This is a genomic window from Acidovorax sp. sic0104, from assembly GCF_019219095.1.
Classification (GTDB): Bacteria; Pseudomonadota; Gammaproteobacteria; order Burkholderiales; family Burkholderiaceae_C; genus Acidovorax.
Genome location: NZ_JAHUWH010000011.1, coordinates 30,433 through 50,576 on the forward strand (window position 1 = coordinate 30,433; position 20,144 = coordinate 50,576).

At 67.9% G+C, this 20,144-nt stretch carries 15 protein-coding genes; 11 read left to right on the top strand and 4 right to left on the bottom strand.

The window, feature by feature from the left end:
- The first annotated feature begins 117 nt into the window (after positions 1–117).
- Positions 118–1,023 carry a LysR family transcriptional regulator gene (locus tag KW835_RS17650; protein WP_218384812.1) on the top strand — a complete coding sequence of 302 codons (906 nt, stop codon included), beginning with the start codon at positions 118–120 and terminating at the stop codon, positions 1,021–1,023.
- A gap of 306 nt (positions 1,024–1,329) precedes the next feature.
- Here KW835_RS17650 and KW835_RS17655 read toward each other — a convergent pair whose 3' ends face one another.
- Both KW835_RS17655 and KW835_RS17660 read right to left on the bottom strand, forming a co-directional pair.
- Positions 1,330–2,658 (bottom strand): sulfatase, encoded by a 1,329-nt coding sequence (locus tag KW835_RS17655; protein ID WP_218384814.1) that lies wholly within the window; start codon positions 2,656–2,658, stop codon positions 1,330–1,332.
- Positions 2,659–2,847: 189 nt separating this feature from the next.
- Positions 2,848–3,801: a tripartite tricarboxylate transporter substrate-binding protein gene (locus KW835_RS17660; protein WP_218384816.1), complete on the bottom strand. Its 954-nt coding sequence runs from the start codon at positions 3,799–3,801 to the stop codon at positions 2,848–2,850.
- Between the two features lie 129 nt (positions 3,802–3,930).
- Here KW835_RS17660 and KW835_RS17665 point away from each other — a divergent pair, with 129 nt between their 5' ends.
- The 7 genes from KW835_RS17665 to KW835_RS17695 all read left to right on the top strand — a co-directional run bounded on the left by KW835_RS17665 (position 3,931) and on the right by KW835_RS17695 (position 12,714).
- Positions 3,931–4,458, top strand: a complete 528-nt coding sequence (locus KW835_RS17665) for a MarR family transcriptional regulator (protein WP_218384824.1) — start codon at positions 3,931–3,933, stop codon at positions 4,456–4,458.
- A gap of 169 nt (positions 4,459–4,627) precedes the next feature.
- Positions 4,628–6,208 carry an MFS transporter gene (locus KW835_RS17670; protein WP_218384826.1) on the top strand — a complete coding sequence of 527 codons (1,581 nt, stop codon included), beginning with the start codon at positions 4,628–4,630 and terminating at the stop codon, positions 6,206–6,208.
- A 154-nt stretch (positions 6,209–6,362) separates the two neighbouring features.
- The gene (gene hemE / locus KW835_RS17675) at positions 6,363–7,475 is read left to right on the top strand and encodes a uroporphyrinogen decarboxylase (protein WP_218384828.1); all 1,113 of its coding nucleotides are present in this window, start codon (positions 6,363–6,365) and stop codon (positions 7,473–7,475) included.
- Between the two features lie 719 nt (positions 7,476–8,194).
- The gene (priA, locus tag KW835_RS17680; protein WP_218384830.1) at positions 8,195–10,324 is read left to right on the top strand and encodes a primosomal protein N'; all 2,130 of its coding nucleotides are present in this window, start codon (positions 8,195–8,197) and stop codon (positions 10,322–10,324) included.
- Between the two features lie 108 nt (positions 10,325–10,432).
- On the top strand, positions 10,433–11,473 hold the full coding sequence (locus KW835_RS17685; protein WP_218384832.1) for a type IV toxin-antitoxin system AbiEi family antitoxin: 1,041 nt from the start codon (positions 10,433–10,435) through the stop codon (positions 11,471–11,473).
- Positions 11,454–12,344: a nucleotidyl transferase AbiEii/AbiGii toxin family protein gene (locus KW835_RS17690; RefSeq protein ID WP_218384833.1), complete on the top strand. Its 891-nt coding sequence runs from the start codon at positions 11,454–11,456 to the stop codon at positions 12,342–12,344. The genes KW835_RS17685 and KW835_RS17690 overlap by 20 nt, the downstream gene beginning before the upstream one ends.
- An 88-nt stretch (positions 12,345–12,432) precedes the next feature.
- Entirely contained in the window at positions 12,433–12,714 is a 282-nt protein-coding gene (locus KW835_RS17695; protein WP_218384841.1) for a cupin domain-containing protein, read from the top strand.
- Between the two features lie 117 nt (positions 12,715–12,831).
- Here KW835_RS17695 and KW835_RS17700 read toward each other — a convergent pair whose 3' ends face one another.
- Together KW835_RS17700 and KW835_RS17705 are read right to left on the bottom strand one after the other, a co-directional pair.
- Positions 12,832–13,785, bottom strand: a complete 954-nt coding sequence (locus KW835_RS17700; RefSeq protein WP_218384843.1) for an AEC family transporter — start codon at positions 13,783–13,785, stop codon at positions 12,832–12,834.
- Positions 13,786–14,005: 220 nt separating this feature from the next.
- Positions 14,006–15,199 carry an ABC transporter substrate-binding protein gene (locus KW835_RS17705; RefSeq protein ID WP_218385051.1) on the bottom strand — a complete coding sequence of 398 codons (1,194 nt, stop codon included), beginning with the start codon at positions 15,197–15,199 and terminating at the stop codon, positions 14,006–14,008.
- A 361-nt stretch (positions 15,200–15,560) separates the two neighbouring features.
- On the opposite strand from KW835_RS17705, the gene KW835_RS17710 reads away from it, so the two are divergent.
- From KW835_RS17710 to KW835_RS17720, 3 genes are all read left to right on the top strand, one after another.
- Positions 15,561–17,636 carry an ATP-dependent helicase gene (locus tag KW835_RS17710; protein ID WP_218384846.1) on the top strand — a complete coding sequence of 692 codons (2,076 nt, stop codon included), beginning with the start codon at positions 15,561–15,563 and terminating at the stop codon, positions 17,634–17,636.
- A gap of 350 nt (positions 17,637–17,986) precedes the next feature.
- On the top strand, positions 17,987–19,291 hold the full coding sequence (locus KW835_RS17715; protein WP_218384848.1) for a phospholipase A: 1,305 nt from the start codon (positions 17,987–17,989) through the stop codon (positions 19,289–19,291).
- A gap of 395 nt (positions 19,292–19,686) precedes the next feature.
- Positions 19,687–20,073: a hypothetical protein gene (locus KW835_RS17720; RefSeq protein ID WP_056420206.1), complete on the top strand. Its 387-nt coding sequence runs from the start codon at positions 19,687–19,689 to the stop codon at positions 20,071–20,073.
- The last annotated feature ends 71 nt before the right edge of the window (positions 20,074–20,144 follow it).

The following is a 20,144-nucleotide window of genomic DNA, read 5'->3' on the forward strand; positions in this document are numbered from 1 at the left end:
GTTCCAACCGGCAACAGCCCGCACTGTAGGGACGCAAGAGATTCTTAAAAACCTGTCATATTGATACCATTGGTTCGGTTTTTACGAACCAAACCCATTTTTCCCTTCAAGACCCCCATGAGCCAGAGCTTCAACTACCGCCATCTTTTCTACTTCTGGGTAGTGGCCAAGGAGGGTGGCATCGCGCGCGCCGCCGAGCGGCTGGACATGGCCGTGCAGACCATCAGCGCCCAGGTGCGCGAGCTGGAAAAGGCCCTGGGCGTGAGCCTGCTGCGCACCGAGGGCCGCAACCTGGTGCTCACCGACGCCGGCGTGGCCGCGCTGCACGAGGCCGACCACATCTTTGCCCTGGGCGAGCTGCTGCCCGTGCGCGTGCGCGAGGCCGCCACCGGCCAGACGCTGCGGCTGAACCTGGGCATCTCCGACGGCATCGCCAAGCTGGCCGTGCACCGGCTGCTGACCCCCGTGCTGGACGAGCCCCACCTGCGCCTGCTGTGCCACGAGGGCGAGTTCCAGCCGCTGCTGGGCGAGCTGGCGCTGCACAAGCTCGACGCGGTGCTGGCCGACCGCGCAGCGCCGCCCAACCGCGCGCTGCGCACCACCAGCCAGCTGCTGGGCACGAGCGCCATCGCCTGGTACGCGCCGCCCTTGTGGGCCGATGCGGCCGCCACGGACTTCCCGCACAGCCTGGCCGTGGTGCCCGTGCTGCTGCCCACCGACCACGCCGCCATGCGGGCGCGCATCGACCACTGGCTGGAGCGCGAACGCATCCGACCGCGCATCGCCGGCGAGTTCGAGGACAGCGCCCTCTTGAGCACCTTCGCCGCCACCGGCATGGGCGTGATGCCCGCCCCCGTCTCGCTGGGCGAGCACCTGGCGCACACCCACGGCCTGGTGCAGGTGGGCACCACCCCCGACGTGCAGGAGCAGTTCCACCTGATCTACAGCGCCCGCAAGGTGATGCACCCGCTGCTCACGCGGCTGCTGGAGGCCGGCAACAGCGGGACGCTATTGAATCAATAGCTGGTGGCGATTTTCTGGCAAGCGATTGAGGCCAAAAACGCTTGTAAAAATGCCCCGCCCGTATCGTCCCACCCGTTCGGGCTGAGCCCGTCGAAGCCATGGCGTGAAAGGGCAGCTTTTCGACGGACCCAACGCGAAAGGGCAGGGGCTGGGATTGGTAGATTTCGCAGGTAGTGCGAGGCTTCGACAGGCTCAGCCCGAACGGGTGTGGGTTGAGCGACGCCCTGTCAACTAAACCAGGGCGGCCTGTACCAGTGCCGCGCCTCTGGCGCGCGCCACCGAGGCGCGCAGCGACTCAGGGGGAACCTATCTCCCCGGCATGTCCTTCACCGAATAGCCCAGGCTCACCGTCGCGTCTTCGGGAATCGCTGGCATCGACGCATTCCACGCCTCCCACGCCGCGCGCATGGCCTGCAGGCGCGCGGGCTCCACCGGCGCGCGGTTGGCGCGTTCGCGCTCGTCCTGGGCCAGGTTGAAGAGGTAGTCGTTGCCATCCACCCGCAGGTACTTCCAGTCGCCCTGGCGCATGGCGCGCTGGCCCCGGTGGTTCATGCGCCAGAACAGCGCGGGCTCGTCCAGCACCGACGGGTCGCGCAGCAGCGGCATCAGCGAGCGGCCGTCGAGCGGGTGGTCGGGCGCAGCGGCCACGCCGGCTGCATCGAGCATCGTGGCGGACCAGTCCATGGTCATGCAGGTCTGCGGGCTCACGCTGCCCGGCGCGATCACTGCGGGCCAGTGGGCGATCCATGGCACGCGGATGCCGCCTTCGGTCAGGTCCATCTTGCCGCCGACGAGGGGCCAGCTGTCCGAGAAGCGTTCGCCGCCGTTGTCGCTGGTGAACACGACCAGCGTGTCGCGGTCGATGCCGTGGCGGCGCAGCGCGGCCATGATGCGGCCTATGCCCTCGTCCATGTGGTGGATCATGCGGCGGTAGGTGTCGATGTTGCCGCCGTGCAGGTGAAACAGGTTGCCCTTGACCTCTTGCGCCAGCGCCTCGTCGTCACGCGTCTCCCACGGCCAGTGGGGCGCCGTGTAGTGCAGGCTCAGGAAGAACGGCGTGCCGGCCTGCGCGCCTGGCGCCATGCGCTCCACGTAGTCGAGCGCGTGGTCGGTGATGAGGTCGGTGAGGTAGCCGTCCTGCTGCTTTTCGTCGTGGCCCAGGTACAGGTCGTGCTGGCCGCCCGAGCTGCAGTGCGTGAAGTAGTCCACCCCGCCCGACATGGGGCCGAAGAACTCTTCGTAGCCCGAGCGCAGCGGCCCGAACGCAGGTGGATAGCCCAGGTGCCATTTGCCCATCAGCGCCGTGCGGTAACCCGCTGCGCGCAGCAGCGAAGGCAGCGTGGGGTGCTCGGGCGGCAGGCCCAGCGTGGTGCTGCCCCGGCTCTTGCTGTTGATGGGCTCCTCGGCCGCGCCGCGCAGGCGGTACTGGTAGCGCGCGGTCATCAGCGCAAAGCGCGTGGGCGAGCAGACGGGTGAATTGGAGTAACCCTGCGTGAGCTTCAGGCCGCGGGCGGCGAGGCCGTCGAGCACGGGCGAGACCGGACCGAAGCTGGCTTCGCGCCCGCCGTAGCAGCCCAGGTCGGCGTAGCCGAGGTCGTCGGCGACGATGAAGATGATGTGGGGACGCTGGGGCATGGGCAGGTATTGGGGAGTCGGGTGATCTGATCGGTTTGCACTGACCTCGAACAAATCCGTTCGGGCTGAGCTTGTCGAAGCCTTGCGCGGCGCTTCGACAGGCTCAGCGTGAACGGTTGGTGGGCGGCGCGAAGTGTTTTGGCGCTCGGCGTTCTGCGTCTTGAAAAACCGCTTGAGAAGCGCGTGAGATCAAGGCTTGAAGCCCGAGCGCTGCACCACCGGCGCCCATTGCGCGCGGTACGCCTTGAGCATCGCTTCCGTCTGTGCCATGGTCGCCACCACTGGCTCCATCTTGGCCGTCTCGAACTTGCGCTGGGTGTCCGGGTCCTTCATCACCTCAACGATCAGCCCGGCCAGGCGGTCGGCCTGCGCCTTGGGCATGCTCATCGGGGCGAAGAAGGTGTTCCAGCCGGTGGCGGCCAGGTCCATGCCGCTTTCCTTGAAGGTGGGGATCTTGCCGTCCAGGGGGCTGCGCCTGGCGCTCGACACGGCCAGGATGCGGATCTTGCCGGCTTCGTGTTGCGGCAGCAGGGTGTCGAAGGTGTCGAAAGCCACGGGCACCTGGCCGCCCAGCAGGTCGTTGAGCAGCGGTGCCGAGCCCCGGTAGCCCACCACCTCGGCACGCACCTTGGCGGCGTCGCCCACCATCAAGCCGAAGAAGTGCGGCAGGCTGCCCGTGGCGGGCACGCCGAAGTTGGCCTTGTCGGGGTTGGCGCGCAGCCAGGCCATCAAATGCGGCAGCTCCTTGACCGGCACGGCGCTGCCCACGGCCACGCCGAACTCGTAGCTGTTGACGTGGCTCACCGGGCGGAAATCGCGCTCGGGGTCGTAGCCCGCATCGGGGAACACCAGGGGCGCCACCAGCATGACGGCGGGGTTGGCCAGCAGCAGCGTGGGCTGGTTGGCGGGTGCGGCCTTCACCGCCTGGGCCGAGAGGCGGCCGCCTGCGCCGGTCTTGTTCTCCACGATGACGGGGGTGCCGAGCCTGGTGCCCAGCTTGTCGGCCACGATGCGGGCCACGCGGTCGGTCGCGCCGCCGGGTGCATAGCCCACCACGATGCGCAAGGGGGTCTCCTGCGCCTGTGCCAAGGTGGCGCACAGGGCAAGCGTGGCGGTCAGCACGAGGGCGAGGGGTTTGCGCATGGTCGGATCTCCGGGCAATGGCGGGGCTGTGGCAAAAGGGTCGGCAGCGGACGGACGAGCGCCACTGCGGCCGACTGTATTGGGCCCACAATCGATTGATCTAATCAATTCATGCCCGGAGATACCCTGATGCCCGCGCCCTCCCCGGCCTCCCGGCTGGCCGATCCACAAGTGGCCCACGACCTGCTGATGTACCGCGTGAACCGCCTGCTGGCGGTGGCGGGCAGTCTTGTGGTGCCGCTGTGCGAGGGCGGCTACGGCATCACCCGGCGCGAGTGGGGCCTGCTCATGGTCCTGGCGCAGCAGCCTGGCCTGCCCCCCGCCGAACTGGCGCAGCGCCTGGGGCTGGACCGCGCGCGCACCTCGCGCGCCATCACCTCGTTGCTGGCCAAGAAGCTGCTCACCCGCGACGCGATGCCGGGCGACCGCCGCCAGGCCGTGCTGTCTCTTACGCCCGAGGGCCGCGCGGTGCACGATGGGCTGTTCCCACAGGTCAAGGCGCTGAACCAGGAGCTGCTGGCCGGGCTGGATGCCGACACCCTGCGAGGCCTGGACATGGCGCTGGCCGACATGCAGCAACGCGCCGAGGCGCTGGTTGCCACCCGCACCGATGTGCCGCGCACCTACCGGCTGCGCGGTGGCCGGCACACGGACTGATGGAATGAGGCTGCGCCTTTGCAGGGCCCCGCGCATCGGGCAATTCCCCGAAACGTGAATCCGGCGATATCCTCAGGAGCGGGGGCGCACGGCCACAAGCTGTTGAACCAGCCCCCAACGACACGCCCGGCCGACCACCACCACACCCCTCGCCCACCCACCACCATCCATGTCGCAGCCATCAACCTCTTTGTGGAGCCCCTTGCGCCAACCAGCATTCCGGGGCCTGTGGGTCTGCGGTGGCGTGTTCTTCGTGGGCAACGGCATGCAGACCATGGCGGCCGCCTGGCTCATGGTGGAGCTCTCGGGCTCGTCGTTCCTGGCCGCGCTGGTACAGACGGCCGTGTTCATGCCGATGTTCCTGCTGGCGCTGCCGGCAGGGGTGCTGGCCGACACCACGGACCGGCGCCGCCTGGTCTCGGGCGCGCTGATCGCGCAGATCGCAGCCTGCAGCCTGCTCGCACTGCTGGTGCTGCTGGGCAAAGGCGGTCCGGCCTCCGTGCTGCTCCTGGTGTTCGTCTGCGGCTGCTGCACGGCGGTGCTGACACCGGCCTGGAACTCCTCGGTCATCGACCCGGTGCCCCGCGACGAATGGCCCCAGGCCATCACCGCCGTGAGCATTGCCTACAACGCCGCGCGCGCCGTGGGCCCCACGCTGGCGGGGCTGGTGTTCGCCCAATTGGGCGCCGGCTGGGTGTTCGCCGTCACGGTGACCACCACGTTGGTGATGTGGGAGTCCATCCGCCGCTGGCCGCCCAAGGCGCACCCGCCGTCCAAGCTGCCGGCCGAGCGCCTATGGGGCGGCACCCTGAGCGGCCTGCGCTTTGCCTGGCACTCGCGCATGATCCTGGCGCAGCTGGTGCGGGTGATGGCGTTCAGCGCTGCCGGCTCGGCCCTGTGGGCTCTGTTGCCCGTGATTGCCCAGCGCCTGGGCACTGGAGCGCCGGGGTTCGGCCTGCTCATGGGCTGCCTGGGCACCGGTGCGGTGTGCGTGGGCCTGGTGCTGGGCCGGCTGCGGGCGCGCTTTGGCATGGAGGCCATCGTGGGCGCGGGCGGCATCGTCTTCGGCGCGGCCATGCTGGTGGCCGCCCTGACGCATATCGCCTGGGTGGTCTACATCGCCATGCTGTTCGCCGGCGCGGCCTGGATGTCGGCCATGTCCACCTTCAACACCGCCACGCAGGCCAGCGCGCCGCAGTGGGTGCGCTCGCGCGCGGTGGCCATGCACATGGTGGCGGCGCTGGGCGCGTTTGCGATGGGATCGGCGTTCTGGGGTGCGGCATCGGACATCGTGGGCCTGACCCCCACGCTGTGCATCGCCGCTGCACTGATGGGCGTGGGCCTGCTGCTGGCCAAGCCCATGCCGCTGCGCATGGGGGCGCTGCACGAGGTGACGCAGGCCACGCCCTGGGACGAGCTCTTCATCGAAGCCGAGCCCCTGCCCGAGGCCGGCCCCGTGGCGGTGGAGGTGGGCTACCGCATCGCGCCCGGCACGGACGCCGAGTTCCTGGACACCATCAGCCGCATGAAGGCCCCGCGCCGCCGCGACGGCGCCACGTTCTGGCGCGTGTACAAAGACCTGGGCGAGCCTTCGCGCTACGTGGAGCGCTTCATCGTCGAGTCCTGGGCCGACTACCTGCACCAGCGCGCCCGCGCCACCATGGCCGACCAGGCGCTGGAGACGGAAGTGCGCACGTTTTTGGCGCCGGGCGAAGTCGTGCGCATGTCCCACTACATCGCTGAACGGTGAAGTCCCCCCTGAGCGGCTGCGCCGCTTCCCCCAGAGGGGGACGCACCCAGCGGCCCGGCAAAGCCGGTTCCGCGGGTGCGCTGGCCGGGGGCGCGCCGGTATCGGCCGCAGCACACTGTGCTGGCCTTTCCGTCCAGCCTGCGACAATCAGGCGATGAGCTTTGCCCCCCTCTCCAACGACACCTTTCTGCGTGCCTGCCGCCGCCAGGCCACCGACTACACGCCCTTGTGGCTCATGCGCCAGGCGGGGCGCTATCTGCCGGAGTACAAGGCGACGCGCGCCCGGGCGGGCAGCTTCATGGGGCTGGCCACCAACGTGGACTACGCCACAGAGGTGACCCTGCAACCCCTGGAGCGCTTCCCTCTCGACGCCGCCATCCTGTTCAGCGACATCCTCACCGTGCCCGACGCCATGGGCCTGGGCCTGTCGTTCGCCGAGGGCGAAGGCCCGCGCTTTGCAAGGCAGGTGCGCGACGAGGCGGCCGTGGCCGAACTGGCCGTGCCGGACATGGACAAGCTGCGCTACGTGTTCGACGCCGTCACCAGCATCCGCAAGGCCCTGAACGGGCGCGTGCCGCTGATCGGCTTCTCGGGCAGCCCCTGGACGCTGGCCTGCTACATGGTCGAGGGCAAGGGCTCGGACGACTACCGCTTGGTCAAGAGCCTGATGTACGCACGGCCCGACCTGATGCACCGCATCCTGGCGATCAATGCCGACAGCGTGGCGGCCTACCTCAATGCCCAGATCGACGCGGGCGCCCAGGCCGTGATGATCTTTGACAGCTGGGGCGGCGTGCTGGCCGATGGCGCCTTCCAGGAGTTCAGCCTGGCGTATACGAAACGGGTGCTGGCGCAGCTCAAGCGCACCGGCGTGGACGGTACCGACGTGCCGCGCATCGTCTTCACCAAAGGTGGCGGCATCTGGCTGCCGGACATGAAGGACCTCGAGTGCGAGGTGCTGGGCCTGGACTGGACGGCCAACCTGGGCCATGCCCGCGCCCTCGTGGGTGGCCAGGTGGGCGGCCCCGGCAAGGCGCTGCAGGGCAACATCGACCCCAATGTGCTGTTTGCGCCGCCCGCGCAGATCGCCGCCCAGGTGCGCCACGTGCTGGACAGCTTTGGCAAGCCCCACACTGACCGCAGCACCACCGGCCCCACGCACATCTTCAACCTGGGCCATGGCATCAGTCAGTTCACGCCGCCCGAGCATGTGTCGGCCCTGGTCGAGGCCGTGCACAGCCATTCGCGCGCACAGCGCCAGGGCTAGCCCGCCCGGCGGTGGCCCCGCGGCGGTCCGCTGGGCGCCGCTTCTGCCCCCATGCCGGGCATCTAGCGGGCCCAGGCACAACTTATGCACAAAACTGGAGCAGCGCACGCACCCCCTGCACACAACGGCCCGGCGTGCGAGAAAAAGCGAAAAGATTCTCAACCGCCGCGTAAGCCATTGATTTCAAAGGAATGCACTGCGTTGCATTTTTTGCAGGCAATCCACCGAAAGCACGGCTTTTCAAGGGCTTGCGAGGCAAATGCAAGGGATATCAACAAAGTTATCCACAGAAATTCTGGATTTCTTACAAATCCCCAGTCAAATCAAGTACTTGCAGCCCAAACCGCATAAAACGTCGAGCATGCGCCACCGCTGCTAGCACAAAACTGGGGCTGTACCGGGGCTTGACGCCGCACCGATGTTCGACTTATGCACACAAATCTTGATGCGGCGCAACATCGCGGAGTCGCAGGGCCATAGCACAGAAAATGAGCTCAAAATTCTTCAGATGATTGATTCATAACGATTTTTTCAGACTGCCAATTTTGTGGGCATTTTGTTCCGGGCCAGTATTCATGCGGCTTGGCGGGGCGTCCAGGCAGGATGTCAACAAAGTTATCCACAGAAAGACGGGATTACTCCCCGCCCACATCAAATCAAGCACTTAGCGACCAAACCTCTACATCGCCTGCACAAGCACGTGTAACCGTCCAAAGCCCGTGACCACCCCTTCCACCATCGTTCATGTTGCGCTGCACACGCCATCCCACAGCGGCGTGGGGGACCTGCTCAGCTATGCCAGCCCCCGGCCGCTGGCGCCCGGCACGCTGGTGCGGGTGCCGCTGGGCAAGCGCGAGGTGCTGGGCGTGGTGTGGGATGCGCAGGAGGCAACGGGAGAGCTGCCGGAAGGCGCGGCCATGCGCCCCATCGCGGGGGTGCTGGAGGGCCTGGATCCGCTCAGCCAGCCCTGGCGCCGGCTGGTGGCCTTTGCGGCACGCTACTACCAGCGCGCACTGGGCGAGGTGGCACTCGCAGCCCTGCCGCCACAACTGCGCGACCTGCAGCCCGACCAACTGGCGCGGCGGCTGCGGCGCCCGCCCCAGGGCACGGCAGGCGGGAATGCCTCGAATGCTATTGAAGCAATAGCACTTACCGTAGAACAGGAAAGCGTCAGAGCCCGAATTTCATCCGAATCCGGCCCCTTCCTGCTGTTCGGCAGCACCGGCAGCGGCAAGACCGAGGTCTACCTGCGCTGCGTGCAGGAGGCGCTGGAGGCCGACCCCACGGCGCAGGCGCTGGTGATGGTGCCCGAGATCAACCTCACCCCGCAGCTGGAAGAGCGCTTCACCACCCGCTTTGCGCCGCGCTTCGGCAGCCAGGCCGTGGTGTCGCTGCACAGCGGCATGACCAACCCGCAGCGCCTCAAGAGCTGGCTGGCCGCGCACAGCGGCGTCGCCCGCATCGTGCTGGGCACGCGCATGGCGGTGTTCGCCAGCCTGCCGGGCCTGAAGATCATCGTCGTGGACGAAGAACACGACCCCAGCTACAAGCAGCAGGAGGGCGCCCGCTACTCGGCGCGCGACCTGGCCATCTGGCGCGGGCGCGAGCAAGGCGCCAAGGTGCTGCTGGGCTCCGCCACGCCGTCGCTGGAGACCTGGCACGCCAGCCGCCCGCCCACGGCGGAGGACCCCGAAGGCGGACGCTACGTGCGCCTGGCCATGCCCAGCCGGATCGGCGCCGGGGCCCTGGCCCGGGTGCGTCGCGTGGACATGAACCAGCAGCCGCGCCGCGCGATCTTCAGCGCGCCGCTGCTGGCCGCCATCACCGAGCGCGTGGCGCGCGGCGAGCAGAGCATGGTGCTGCTCAACCGCCGGGGCTACGCGCCCGTGCTGCACTGCGCCGACTGCGGCTGGAAGAGCGACTGCCCGCACTGCAGCGCGCACCAGGTCTTCCACAAGGCCGACCGCACCCTGCGCTGCCACCACTGCGGCTACACGGTGCGCGTGCCCCGCGCCTGTCCCACCTGCGGCAGCCCGGACATCCATTCCATGGGCCGGGGCACCGAGCAGCTCGAAGAACAGCTCGGCGACCTGCTGTCCGAGGTGCTGCGGCCCGACCGCACCCCCGCCCGCATCGCCCGCATCGACGCGGACACCACCAAGGCCAGGGGCTCGCTCGAGGCGCAGTTGGCCCAGGTGCACTCGGGCGAGGTGGATGTGCTGGTGGGCACGCAGATGATCGCCAAGGGACATGACTTTCGGCGCATCACGCTGGTAGCCGCAGTGCAGCCCGACGGGGCGCTGTTTTCCAGCGACTTCCGGGCCCCCGAGCGCCTGTTCGCCCTGCTCATGCAGGCCGCCGGCCGCGCGGGGCGCGACGCGGCCTACATGGCCGCCCAGGGCACGCAGTGCGAGATGTGGGTGCAAAGCTTTCACCCGCAGCACCCTGTGTACGAGGCGCTGCGCACCCACGACTATGCGGCCTTTGCCGCCCAGCAGCTCAAGGAGCGAGAAGAAGCCGCCATGCCCCCCTTCGCCTACCAGGCCCTGGTGCGCGCCGACGCCCGCACGCAAGAGGTCGCACAGGGCTTTCTCACCGCCGCCACGGCGGCGGCGCACGCAGCCGCCCTGCCGGGGCTGGAGGCTGTAACGCTGTTCCCGCCCGTACCTCTGACCATCCAGCGCGTGGCCAATGTGGAGCGCGCCCAGATGCTCATGGAAAGCAGCAGCCGCGCCGCCCTGCAGCGGTTTCTGGCCGCGTGGCAACCCGTGCTTCAGGTCACGCGCAGCGCACCGGAACATAAGGGGTTGGTGCGATGGCTGGTGGATGTGGATCCGCTGGTGATTTGATTGTTCATTTTTATGTTTTGTTCACGTTTTACGAACGGAGAAACATATTGAACAAAACAATGCGTTCAGTTATTCTCGATGTTCAACCTGCGTGAACACTTTAAAAACATGAACACCCAGACGACCCTGAGCGATGCCATCGCCGCACTCCAAGCAGAAACAGGGGTGCGCATGGAGCGGGCTGCCCTCCACCAGATCAGGGAAGACGCTCCCGGCGACGCAGCGCCCGATGCCTGGCTGGACATGATCACGCCCCACGCTCAACCCGTCCGCTTTGCGGCCGAGATCAAGGCCGTCGACCGTTTCCACACACTGGGCACGCTCCAGGCCAGGGCCCGCCAGCGGCGCGAGCCGACGGTGCTGGTCGCGCCGTTCGTCACCGCCGAGGCCGCCCGGCAATGCCGCAGCCTGGGACTGAACTTCATCGATGTGGCAGGCAACGCCTACCTCGACGTACCGGGGTGCTTCGTGTACGTGACCGGCAAGCCCCGCCCCGAGAGCGCGCGGCCTGTGGGGCGGTTCAAGTCGCTCACGCCAGCAGGGCTGCGCATCGTCTTTGCGCTGCTGACCAGGCCTGCCCTCGCCACCGGAACCTACCGCGACATCGCGACCGCCGCCGGCGTGGCGCTGGGCACCGTGGGGGACGTGCTGGCCGACCTGCAGGCACGCGGGCACTTGGCGCCGACCGAGCCGCGCCGCCTGCTGGCGCCCGGCGCGCTGCAGGAGGAATGGGCTACCCACTTCCCGATCAAACTCCGGCCCCAGCTGCACGCCCGGCGCTTCGCAACCCCGGCCCGGGACTGGTGGAAAGGCCTGGACCTGCAACCTCTGCTCGCGGCGTGGGGCGGCGAAGTCGCGGCCTACCACCTGACCGGGTATCTCGACCCCGAGCAATTGACTATCTACACAGCCAAGCCCGACGTGCTGATCCTGAAACACCGGTTGCGCCCTGACCCCACCGGCGCCATCGAAGTGCTCGACACCTTCTGGCCCCTGGCCGAAGAGGCCAACGCTGCGAGCGCCACGGTGCCGCCACTGCTCGTCTACGCAGACCTGATGGCCAGCGCCGACCCGCGCAACATCGACACCGCCCAGCGCATCCGCGCGCAGTATCTGGACACCGGCCGCGATGCTCAAGATAGCGCCTGAGCGCCCCGTAGACCCGCTACTGCGAGACATCCTGCAGCAAGCCAGCACGGCAGCGCACAGCCTCGGCATCGACTTCTTCGTCGGCGGCGCGCTGGCCCGCGACCTGATGCTGTGGCATGTGCACGGCCAAAGCACGGGCCGCGCCACACGCGACGTGGACCTGGGCCTGCACCTGACCGACTGGGCCGCCTTCAGCGCCATCAAGGACCAGTTGCTAGCACAAGGCAGCTTCCACCCACAGCCTGGCGTGGCCCACCGGCTGATGTACCGCCCGGCAGACATGCCCCACGGCGTTCCGCTCGACCTGCTGCCCTTCGGCGCCGTGGCAAGCTCGCAGGCCACCATCGCCTGGCCGCCGGAGCATGCGGTGGTGATGAACGTCGCGGGCTTTGCCGAAGCCCACCGGGCCGCCGTCGACGTGGAACTGGATGGAGCCTTGGTGGTGCGCGTGGCATCGCTGCCGTCGCTGGCGGTCCTCAAGCTGATCGCATGGCGCGACCGGTATCTGGGCACCTCCAAGGACGCCACCGACTTTCTGCTGATCACACGCCGCTATGCAGACGCAGGCAACATGGACCGCCTGTACGAGACCGGCGCCGCCCTGCTGCTGGCCAGCGACTACGACCCCGACCTGGCAGGCGCCATGCTGCTGGGCCAGGACGCCGCTGCGGCCACCACGCAAGCGATCACCGCGCAGGCCGTGGCCGACATCCTGGACCGACGAGGACGCTGGCGCCAAAAGCTGGACGACCAACTGCAAAGAGCCCTGCAACTGGCCGGCACCATTCCCGAGCGCGGGCCACACCCGCTGCAGCATGTCGATGCGTTCCTGCAGGGATTTCTGCAGGGCAGGCACCCGGCGCCGGATTGACCAGCGCCCCGGCAAACACGCACCGCCAGCGTTGTGCGATGGCCCCTCGACTGCCTACACTGAAGCCCCCCACACGGAGGAAAAATCCATGGACAGCACCGAGACATTTGCCCGTGCCCTCGCCCGTGACGGCTTCGAGCCCCCCGTCACGGTCACGCGCGAAGCCCATGGCAAGCTGGACGACCACACGCACCCCTTCGAAGCCAAGGCGCTCATCCTGGCGGGCGAGATCCGGATCGTGACCGAAGGTTCGGACCGGGTGTACGGCGTAGGCGATGTGTTCCATCTACAAGCCCACGAACCGCATTCGGAGTTCTACGGCCCTGCCGGGGTGAACTACCTGGTGGGGCGCAAGCCGGCGCTGCCCTGAACACGCGGCACCGCCGGGCTGGATAGTCCACGGCGAGCACCGGGACCGCCTGGCATGCAAAAAAACCGCCTCTCCCGCCCACCCCGGCTGCGCAAGCAGCTATACAAACAATAGCAGTCAGGTCAGCAGCGCCACCGCAGCCGAAAAGCTGAGAAACGCGAGCGCCGTCGACACCAGGATGATCCGCGCCACGCGCCCATTGTTGGCGCCGAACTTCTCGGCCAGCAGCGAAACGTTGCTGGCGCTCGGCAGCGCGGCCAGCAGCACCAGCACCGTGAGCGCGAACGGAGTGAGCGGCACGCCCACCGCGATGGCCGCCGTGCCCGCCCCCCACACCAGCAGCGGGTGCACCAGCAGCTTGGCCAGCGCCACGGGCACATAGTCACGCACGGCCACCTGCTCGTGCTGGTTCATCTGCGAGCGCGCCAGCACCGCGCCGATGGTGAACAGCGCCACGGGCGACGCAGCGTCGGCCAGCATGGCGATGGTCTTGTCCACTGGGCCGGGCAGCTGGAAATGCAAGGCCGAGGCCAGCGCACCCAGCGCGATGGACCAGGGCATGGGGTTGGTCGCCATGCCCTTGAACGCGCTCTTGAGCGCCACGCCCACGCCGTGGGTGCCAGCGCCGTCCAGGCGCGACAGCGCAATGCACAGCGAGCTGGTGACGACCATGTCCACCACGATGGTCACGATGGCCGGCCCCGCGCTTTGTGCGCCCAGCAGCGCCACCAAGAGCGGCACGCCCATGAACCCGGTGTTCGGAAAGGCGGCCACCAGCGCGCCGAAGGCCGCGTCGTTCCAGCCGATGTGCCCCTTGCGCGTGAGCGCCACCGTGGCGAACACCATCGCCAGCGCGCACAGCATGTAAACGCCCGCCACGGCGGGGTCCAGCAGCTGGCCGATGGGCGTGCTGGCGCCAAAGCGGTACAGCATGCAGGGCAGCGCAAAGTACAGCACGAAGGCGTTGAGCCCCGGAATGGCTGGCTGCGGCAGCACGCCGCGCCGCGCGGCCAGGTAGCCGCACAGCACCAGCGCGAAGAAGGGGAAGGTGATGAGAAGGACGGAGAGCACGCGGCTATTGTCCGTGCTGCGCCGCCCGGCCTTGCAGGGCGCCCGCGCGGCGGTCAGCGCAAAGTCAGGCGGGTGCCATCACGCGCGGCGAATGCGAATGCAGCTTTGGAGCGGATCACACAGCCCAGCGACGCATTTCTGGCCTGGCGCTGCGTCGAAGGCAGTACGAGTGGTACGACAAGACGCGGCAACGGCGCCAGAAGAGTTGTGTGAGCTGCTCTTACTGCTTGCGCTGGATGATCAGGTTGCGTTTGGCGTCCTCGGGGTAGGCGAAGGTGATGGCGCCGTTCTTGACCATGCCGATCACCAGCATGTTGCGGGTGATGGCGTCCTTGTCCTGCAGGCTGAACGGCTTGTCGTAGGTGGCGACCACACCGTAGTAGGTCTTCATCCGTCCCTCCAGCGACTCCTTGAGGGCCTTGCCCACAAGGTTGCCGTCGCGGATGCCCAGGAAGGAGTACATCAGCAGGTAGGTGGCATCGTAGGCGTTGGCCGCCGCCATGGGCACCGCCACCTTGCCCTGGTACTTGCGGGTATAGCTCGACAGGAACGAGGCCCGGCGCTCGTTGCTGGGCTCGGCGATGAAGGTCTGCACCATGAGCGCTCCCTCGGCGGCGTCCTTGGCCCCTTCGAGGAAGAACGGGAACGACAGCGGCCAGGCCCCCACCTGCGGCACCTTCCAGCCCATGGCTTTCTTGCCGTTGGCAATGGTCGCGTTCTCCGGCCCCACCGTGTAGCTGTAGACCACGTTGGCACCCGCGGCGCGGGCTGCGGTGAGCTCGGCGGTGAGGTCCTTCACACCCAGGTCGAACCGCGCCACGTGCACCGGCTTGAGGTTCTTGGCGGCCAGGGCCGCCACCACGTCGTTGTAGCCGCCCTCGCCGTAGCCGGTCTTGTCGGCGAAGATGGCCACCTTGTCCCAGCCGCGCTTGACGATATCGTCCACCATGAAGGGTGCCTGCAGCGCGTCGCGGGCCTGCACGCGGAAGATGTAGCTGTCGGCGGCCGGGTACTTGGCCGTGACCGCCGTGCCCGTGGCGCACGGCACGATGAGCGGGCTTTTGGCGTCCTGGAACAGGTCGATGGCCTTCATCGCAACGCCGGTGTTGCAAAAGCCGATGGTGGCGACGACCTTCTCGGCCAGCAGTTCCTGCGACACCTTGCGGCCCTGGTCGGGGTTGGCCGCGTCGTCCTTCACGACCAGCTCCAGCGGCCGGCCCAGGTATCCACCCACCGCGTTGATCTCGTCCACCGCGAGCTTGATGCCGTTGAGCATGGGCACGCCGAAATCAGCCGACGGCCCCGTGAAAGGCCCCACCACGCCGATGCGCACGGCAGCGTTGTTGCCACCCTGCGCCTGCGCCCGGGCGGGCTGCGCCACGAAGGCCACCGCCAGCAGGGCGCACGCAGTCATCAGGTGCAGGTTACTGAGCGCACTGGCGCGCGCGCCCGGGGACGGAGACAGGAGCAGGGGCGCAGGGGTCGATGCAGAGGGGGTCATGGTGCGGGGCTCGTGATCTGATCGGTGGTGAGGAACTGCCGCGCCAGTATCAAAGTGTGTGCAGGCGAGCCCTAGCGGGGTTTCCCGCAGCCCATGGACCCGCCAGGCCTGGGCGCAGCAGACCGTCAGCGCCGTGTCAGCCGCAGCAAGGGCCCGGCAACCCTGGGGCGGCCGGTATCATTGCGCCCCTGGCCGACGCGCGGCCAGGCCTGAGCCCCATGGCGGCCGGTGGCCCCACCCCTGACTTTTTCTCTGCACCTCCCCCCTTTTTTCCATGTCGTTCGGCCTCAATCTCGCCCAGCTCCAGGCTGTTCACTACACCGATGGCGCATGCCTGGTGCTGGCCGGCGCGGGCTCCGGCAAGACGCGGGTGATCACCCAGAAGATCGCCCACATGATCGAAAAGGGCATGGAGCCCAAGCGCATCGCGGCCATCACCTTCACGAACAAGGCGGCGTCGGAAATGCGCGAACGTGCGCAGCACCTGATCGGCAAGCGTGCCAAGGACGTGCTGATCTGCACCTTCCACGCCCTGGGCGTGCGCATGGTGCGCGAGGACGGCCATGTGCTGGGCCTCAAGCCCCAGTTCAGCATCCTGGATGCCGACGACGTGACCGGCATCCTGAAGGAAGCCTCGGGCGGCACCACCGACATGGCCACGGCCCGCCAATGGCAGTGGGTCATCAGCAAGTGGAAGAACATGGGCCTGACCTCGGCCGAGGCGCTGGCCCAGGCGGCGGACGACAACGAACGCATCATCGCCACGCTGATGGCACGCTATGAAGAGCGCCTGGCCGCCTACCAGAGCGTGGACTTCGACGACCTGATCGGCATGCCGCTGCGCCTGCTGCGCGACTTCCCCGAAGTGCGCGCCAAGTGGCAGGCGTCGCTCGGCCACGTGCTGGTGGACGAATACCAGGACACCAACGCCACGCAGTACGAACTGCTCAAGCTGCTGGTGGGCGAGAACGGCCACTTCACGGCCGTGGGCGACGACGACCAGTCCATCTATGGCTGGCGCGGCGCCACGCTCGACAACCTGAAGAAGCTGCCGGTGGACTTTCCCCACCTCAAGGTCATCAAGCTGGAGCAGAACTACCGCTCCACCAGCGCCATCCTGCGCGCGGCCAACAACGTGATCGGGCCCAACCCCAAGCTGTTCCCCAAGACGCTGTTCAGCGAGCTGGGCGAAGGCGAGCCCGTGCGCGTGATCGACGCCGACAACGAGGAGCACGAAGCCGACCGCGCCGTGGCCCGCATCCAGAGCCTGCGTGCCGCCAGCAACCCGCCGCCGGACTGGAAGAACTTCGCGCTGCTGTACCGCGCCAACCACCAGGCCAAGCCGTTCGAGAAAGCGCTGCGCAAGGCCAACATTCCCTACAAAGTCTCAGGTGGAACGAGCTTCTTCGACCGTGCGGAAATCAAGGACCTGTGCGCCTGGTTCCGTTTGTGGATCAACAACGACGATGACCCCGCGTTCCTGCGCGCCATCACCACCCCCAAACGCGGCATCGGCCACACCACGCTCGCGGCGCTGGGCGCTTTCGCCACGCAGCACAAGCAGAGCATGTTCGGCGCGCTGTTCAACGGCATGCTGCCCGCCGCTGTCCCCAAGCGCGCCATGGACGGCCTGCACGAGTTCGGCCGCTACATCAACTACCTGGAGTACAGCGCACGGCGCGTGCACGGGGCCGAGGAATCGCGCACCTTCCTGAATGACTGGCTCAAGGAAATCGGCTACGAGCAGCACCTGTACGACAACGAAGACAGCGAGAAGGTGGCGGCCGCGCGCTGGAGCAACGTGATGGAGTTCTGCGACTGGATGGCCCAGCGCGCGGGCGGACAGATCGACGACACCGCGGGCGCCGTGGTGGCCAGGGAGACCAAGAGCCTGCTGGAGGTGTCGCAGACCATCGCGCTGCTGTCCACCATCAGCGAGCGCGAGAAGGACCAGGACATGGTCACGCTGTCGACCCTGCACGCCAGCAAGGGACTGGAGTGGCCGCACGTGGTGCTGGTGGGCGTGACCGAAGGCATGCTGCCGTTCAAGCTCGACGACGACGAAGGCCGCCAGCAAAAGGTGAGCGACGACACGCTGCAGCGCCTGCAGGAAGAGCGCCGCCTGATGTACGTGGGCATCACCCGCGCCCAGCGCACCCTGGCCGTGAGCTGGACCAAGAAGCGCAAGAAGGGCCGCGAGATGGTCTCGGCCCAGCCCAGCCGCTTCATCGCCGAAATGGGCCTGGACAAGGCCACCGTGCGCGAAGACCCCCGCGAAAAGCTCAAGGCCCTGCGCGCCGAATTCGCCGCCAAGAAGGCGCAGGCCGCCGGCGCAGCCCCCTTTCCCTGAGCGGCATCGCCGCGAAGCGAGCCCTCACAATCGACCACCCGGAAACGGCCGAACAATGCAGGCGCCGGGCGCATCGCGCTTTGGTTTTGATAGCTATCAGCGCTTATCCTACAAGCGCCAGCAGCCCGGCACGCAACAATCCAGCGCGGCTGGCGCGCGCCCTGCCGTGCCGCACGGGGCTGGCACAAGGCATGCGTGGTACCGTACAGCGCGACGGGCAATGCGGCGCGGGTCGGCGACGGCCCGGCAACCCTCTCTCACACGGCAGGAATCGATCAACGGCAGCTCCATCCGTGCCACCTGGACAGGCCAGGCGGCGGGTGCAAGTTGCGGCAAGGAAACAGCGGAACATGGAACAACGCCCACATGACCACCCCGGCCTCGGCGGCCCTCTGCGCAGCGCTTTGAGTGCCGCGCCACGGGGAGAGGCGACTGAGGGGCAGCCCTCACGCAACTTCACCGCCGCAGCACCCAGCCGCTGGGCATTGCACCGCACTGCAGCGCTGTTGGTGGCCACGCTGGCCCCGGCAGGCGCTGCGTTCGCGCAAGCCGTGCCCGCAGCGCCTGCTGCATCCACGGGAGCCGACGCGGGATGGCGCCGCTGCGCAGCGCTGTCCACCGACAACCAGGCCCGCCTGGCCTGTTTCGACCAGCTCGCGGCAGAGCAGACCTGGAAGGCACCAGGTGCGTCGGCAGGCGCCTCGGGCGCAACAAGCACCGACGCCGCTGCCGTGCCCCCACCCGTGGACACCACGCTGCCCGCCACCCGCATCATCGACGTGGCCCGCACCGACGGCTGCCGCGACGCGCAATACAGCGACCTCTCGCGCTTCTGGGAGCTGGAGTCGGGCAGCGACTGCGGCACCTTCCGCTTCCGCGGCTACCGGCCCATCACCCTGTCGGTGGTGGCCGGCAGCAACGTGAACCGCCAGCCCACCTCGGACGCACCGGACCATTCGGCCTCTGAATCGACGCCCTACCGCCGCGCCGAGAACCGCATCCAGCTGTCGGTGCGCACCAAGGTCGCGCAGGGCCTTCTCACGCAGGGCCACCCCACGCTCAAGGACTCGGTATGGTTCGGCTACACCCAGCAGTCGTACTGGCAGCTGTTCACGCCCGAGATCTCGCGCCCCTTCCGCGCCACCGACCACGAGCCCGAAGTCATGTACGTCTACCCCACCACGGCCGAGCTGCCGTTCGGCTGGAAGTGGCGCTACAGCGGCATCGGCCTCGTGCACCAGTCCAATGGCCAGAGCAAGCCCCTCTCGCGCAGCTGGAACCGCGTCTACCTGATGACGGGCGTGGAGCTGTCCAACAGCGTGAGCGTGAATGCCCGCATCTGGAAGCGCATTCCCGAAAGCTCGGGCAGCGATGACAACCCGGGCATCACCGACTACATCGGCCGCGGCGAGCTGTCGGCGTTCTGGAACATCAACAAGGACAACACCCTGTCCGCCACCGTGCGCCATTCGCTGTCCAGCAGCGACCGTGGCTCCGTGCGCCTGGAATGGCTGCAGGCCGTGGGCTCGACCCTGGGCGGCAAGAGCAACCTGCGCCTGCACACCGCGCTGTTCAGCGGCTATGGCGACAGCATGATCGACTACAACCGCAAGCGCACCGTGTTCAGCGTGGGTGTGAGCCTGGTGGATTTCTAGAGGGCATCCCCCTGAGGCGCTGACGCGCCTTCACCCCTTCTCTCGAATGGCTGCGCCATTCGGGAAGGGGGACGCCGCCCGTGGCCTGGCGAAGCCAGTTCCACGGTGGCGCTGGCTTGGGGCTGCGCCAGTATCGGCGGCCGCGCTCACGGTGCGGGCCGCTCTTCCCTTGGCAACGATAGGGTCCGCCCACTGACCGCGGCGGCCCATCACAACTCGTTACCAGAACCTTCTCAAGTTTTGCGCAATGCTGCCGGGGCGCCGCCACAATCGCACGCGCACCGACGCTGGCATGGTGGCCGCCACAGCCTTCGATAAGGGCGGCTTTTCTGCCGTTTTACTTGCCAATGCCCTGCGTGTGCGCCCTCGAAAATGCCGACAGAGAGGAACACCCCATGGACATGCAATACCAGCTCAAGGCAGGCAGCTACTACCTGTACGACATGCGCGACGCGCCCAGCGCCGTCACGGGTGAGCGCAGGTTCAAGCTCAAGACCGACACGGTCGCCATTGCGTTCGATGTGCACACGGGCGAGGTGCACCAGCACGGCAGCCCCACACGCATCCAGTCCTGGGCCAACAACACCCGCCGCCGCCTGCGTGCAGCCGGCGCGCAAGAGGCTGCCAACGACATCGTCGTGGTATCGGGCCCTCTGCCGGTGGACGAACTCAACAAATGCCTGTGGATCAGCGGCTACTGCCGCCGCATGTTCACCCGGCTGGCCACGCTGCCGCACGGTAAGCTGCAGCGGCCTTCGGAGCCGTTTCGCAAGGCGGCCTGACCCGGCACGGCGCGGCCTTCGTTGCCGTGTGCCACCCCAGGGCCGCAACACGCGGCCCTTGTTGTTTCTGG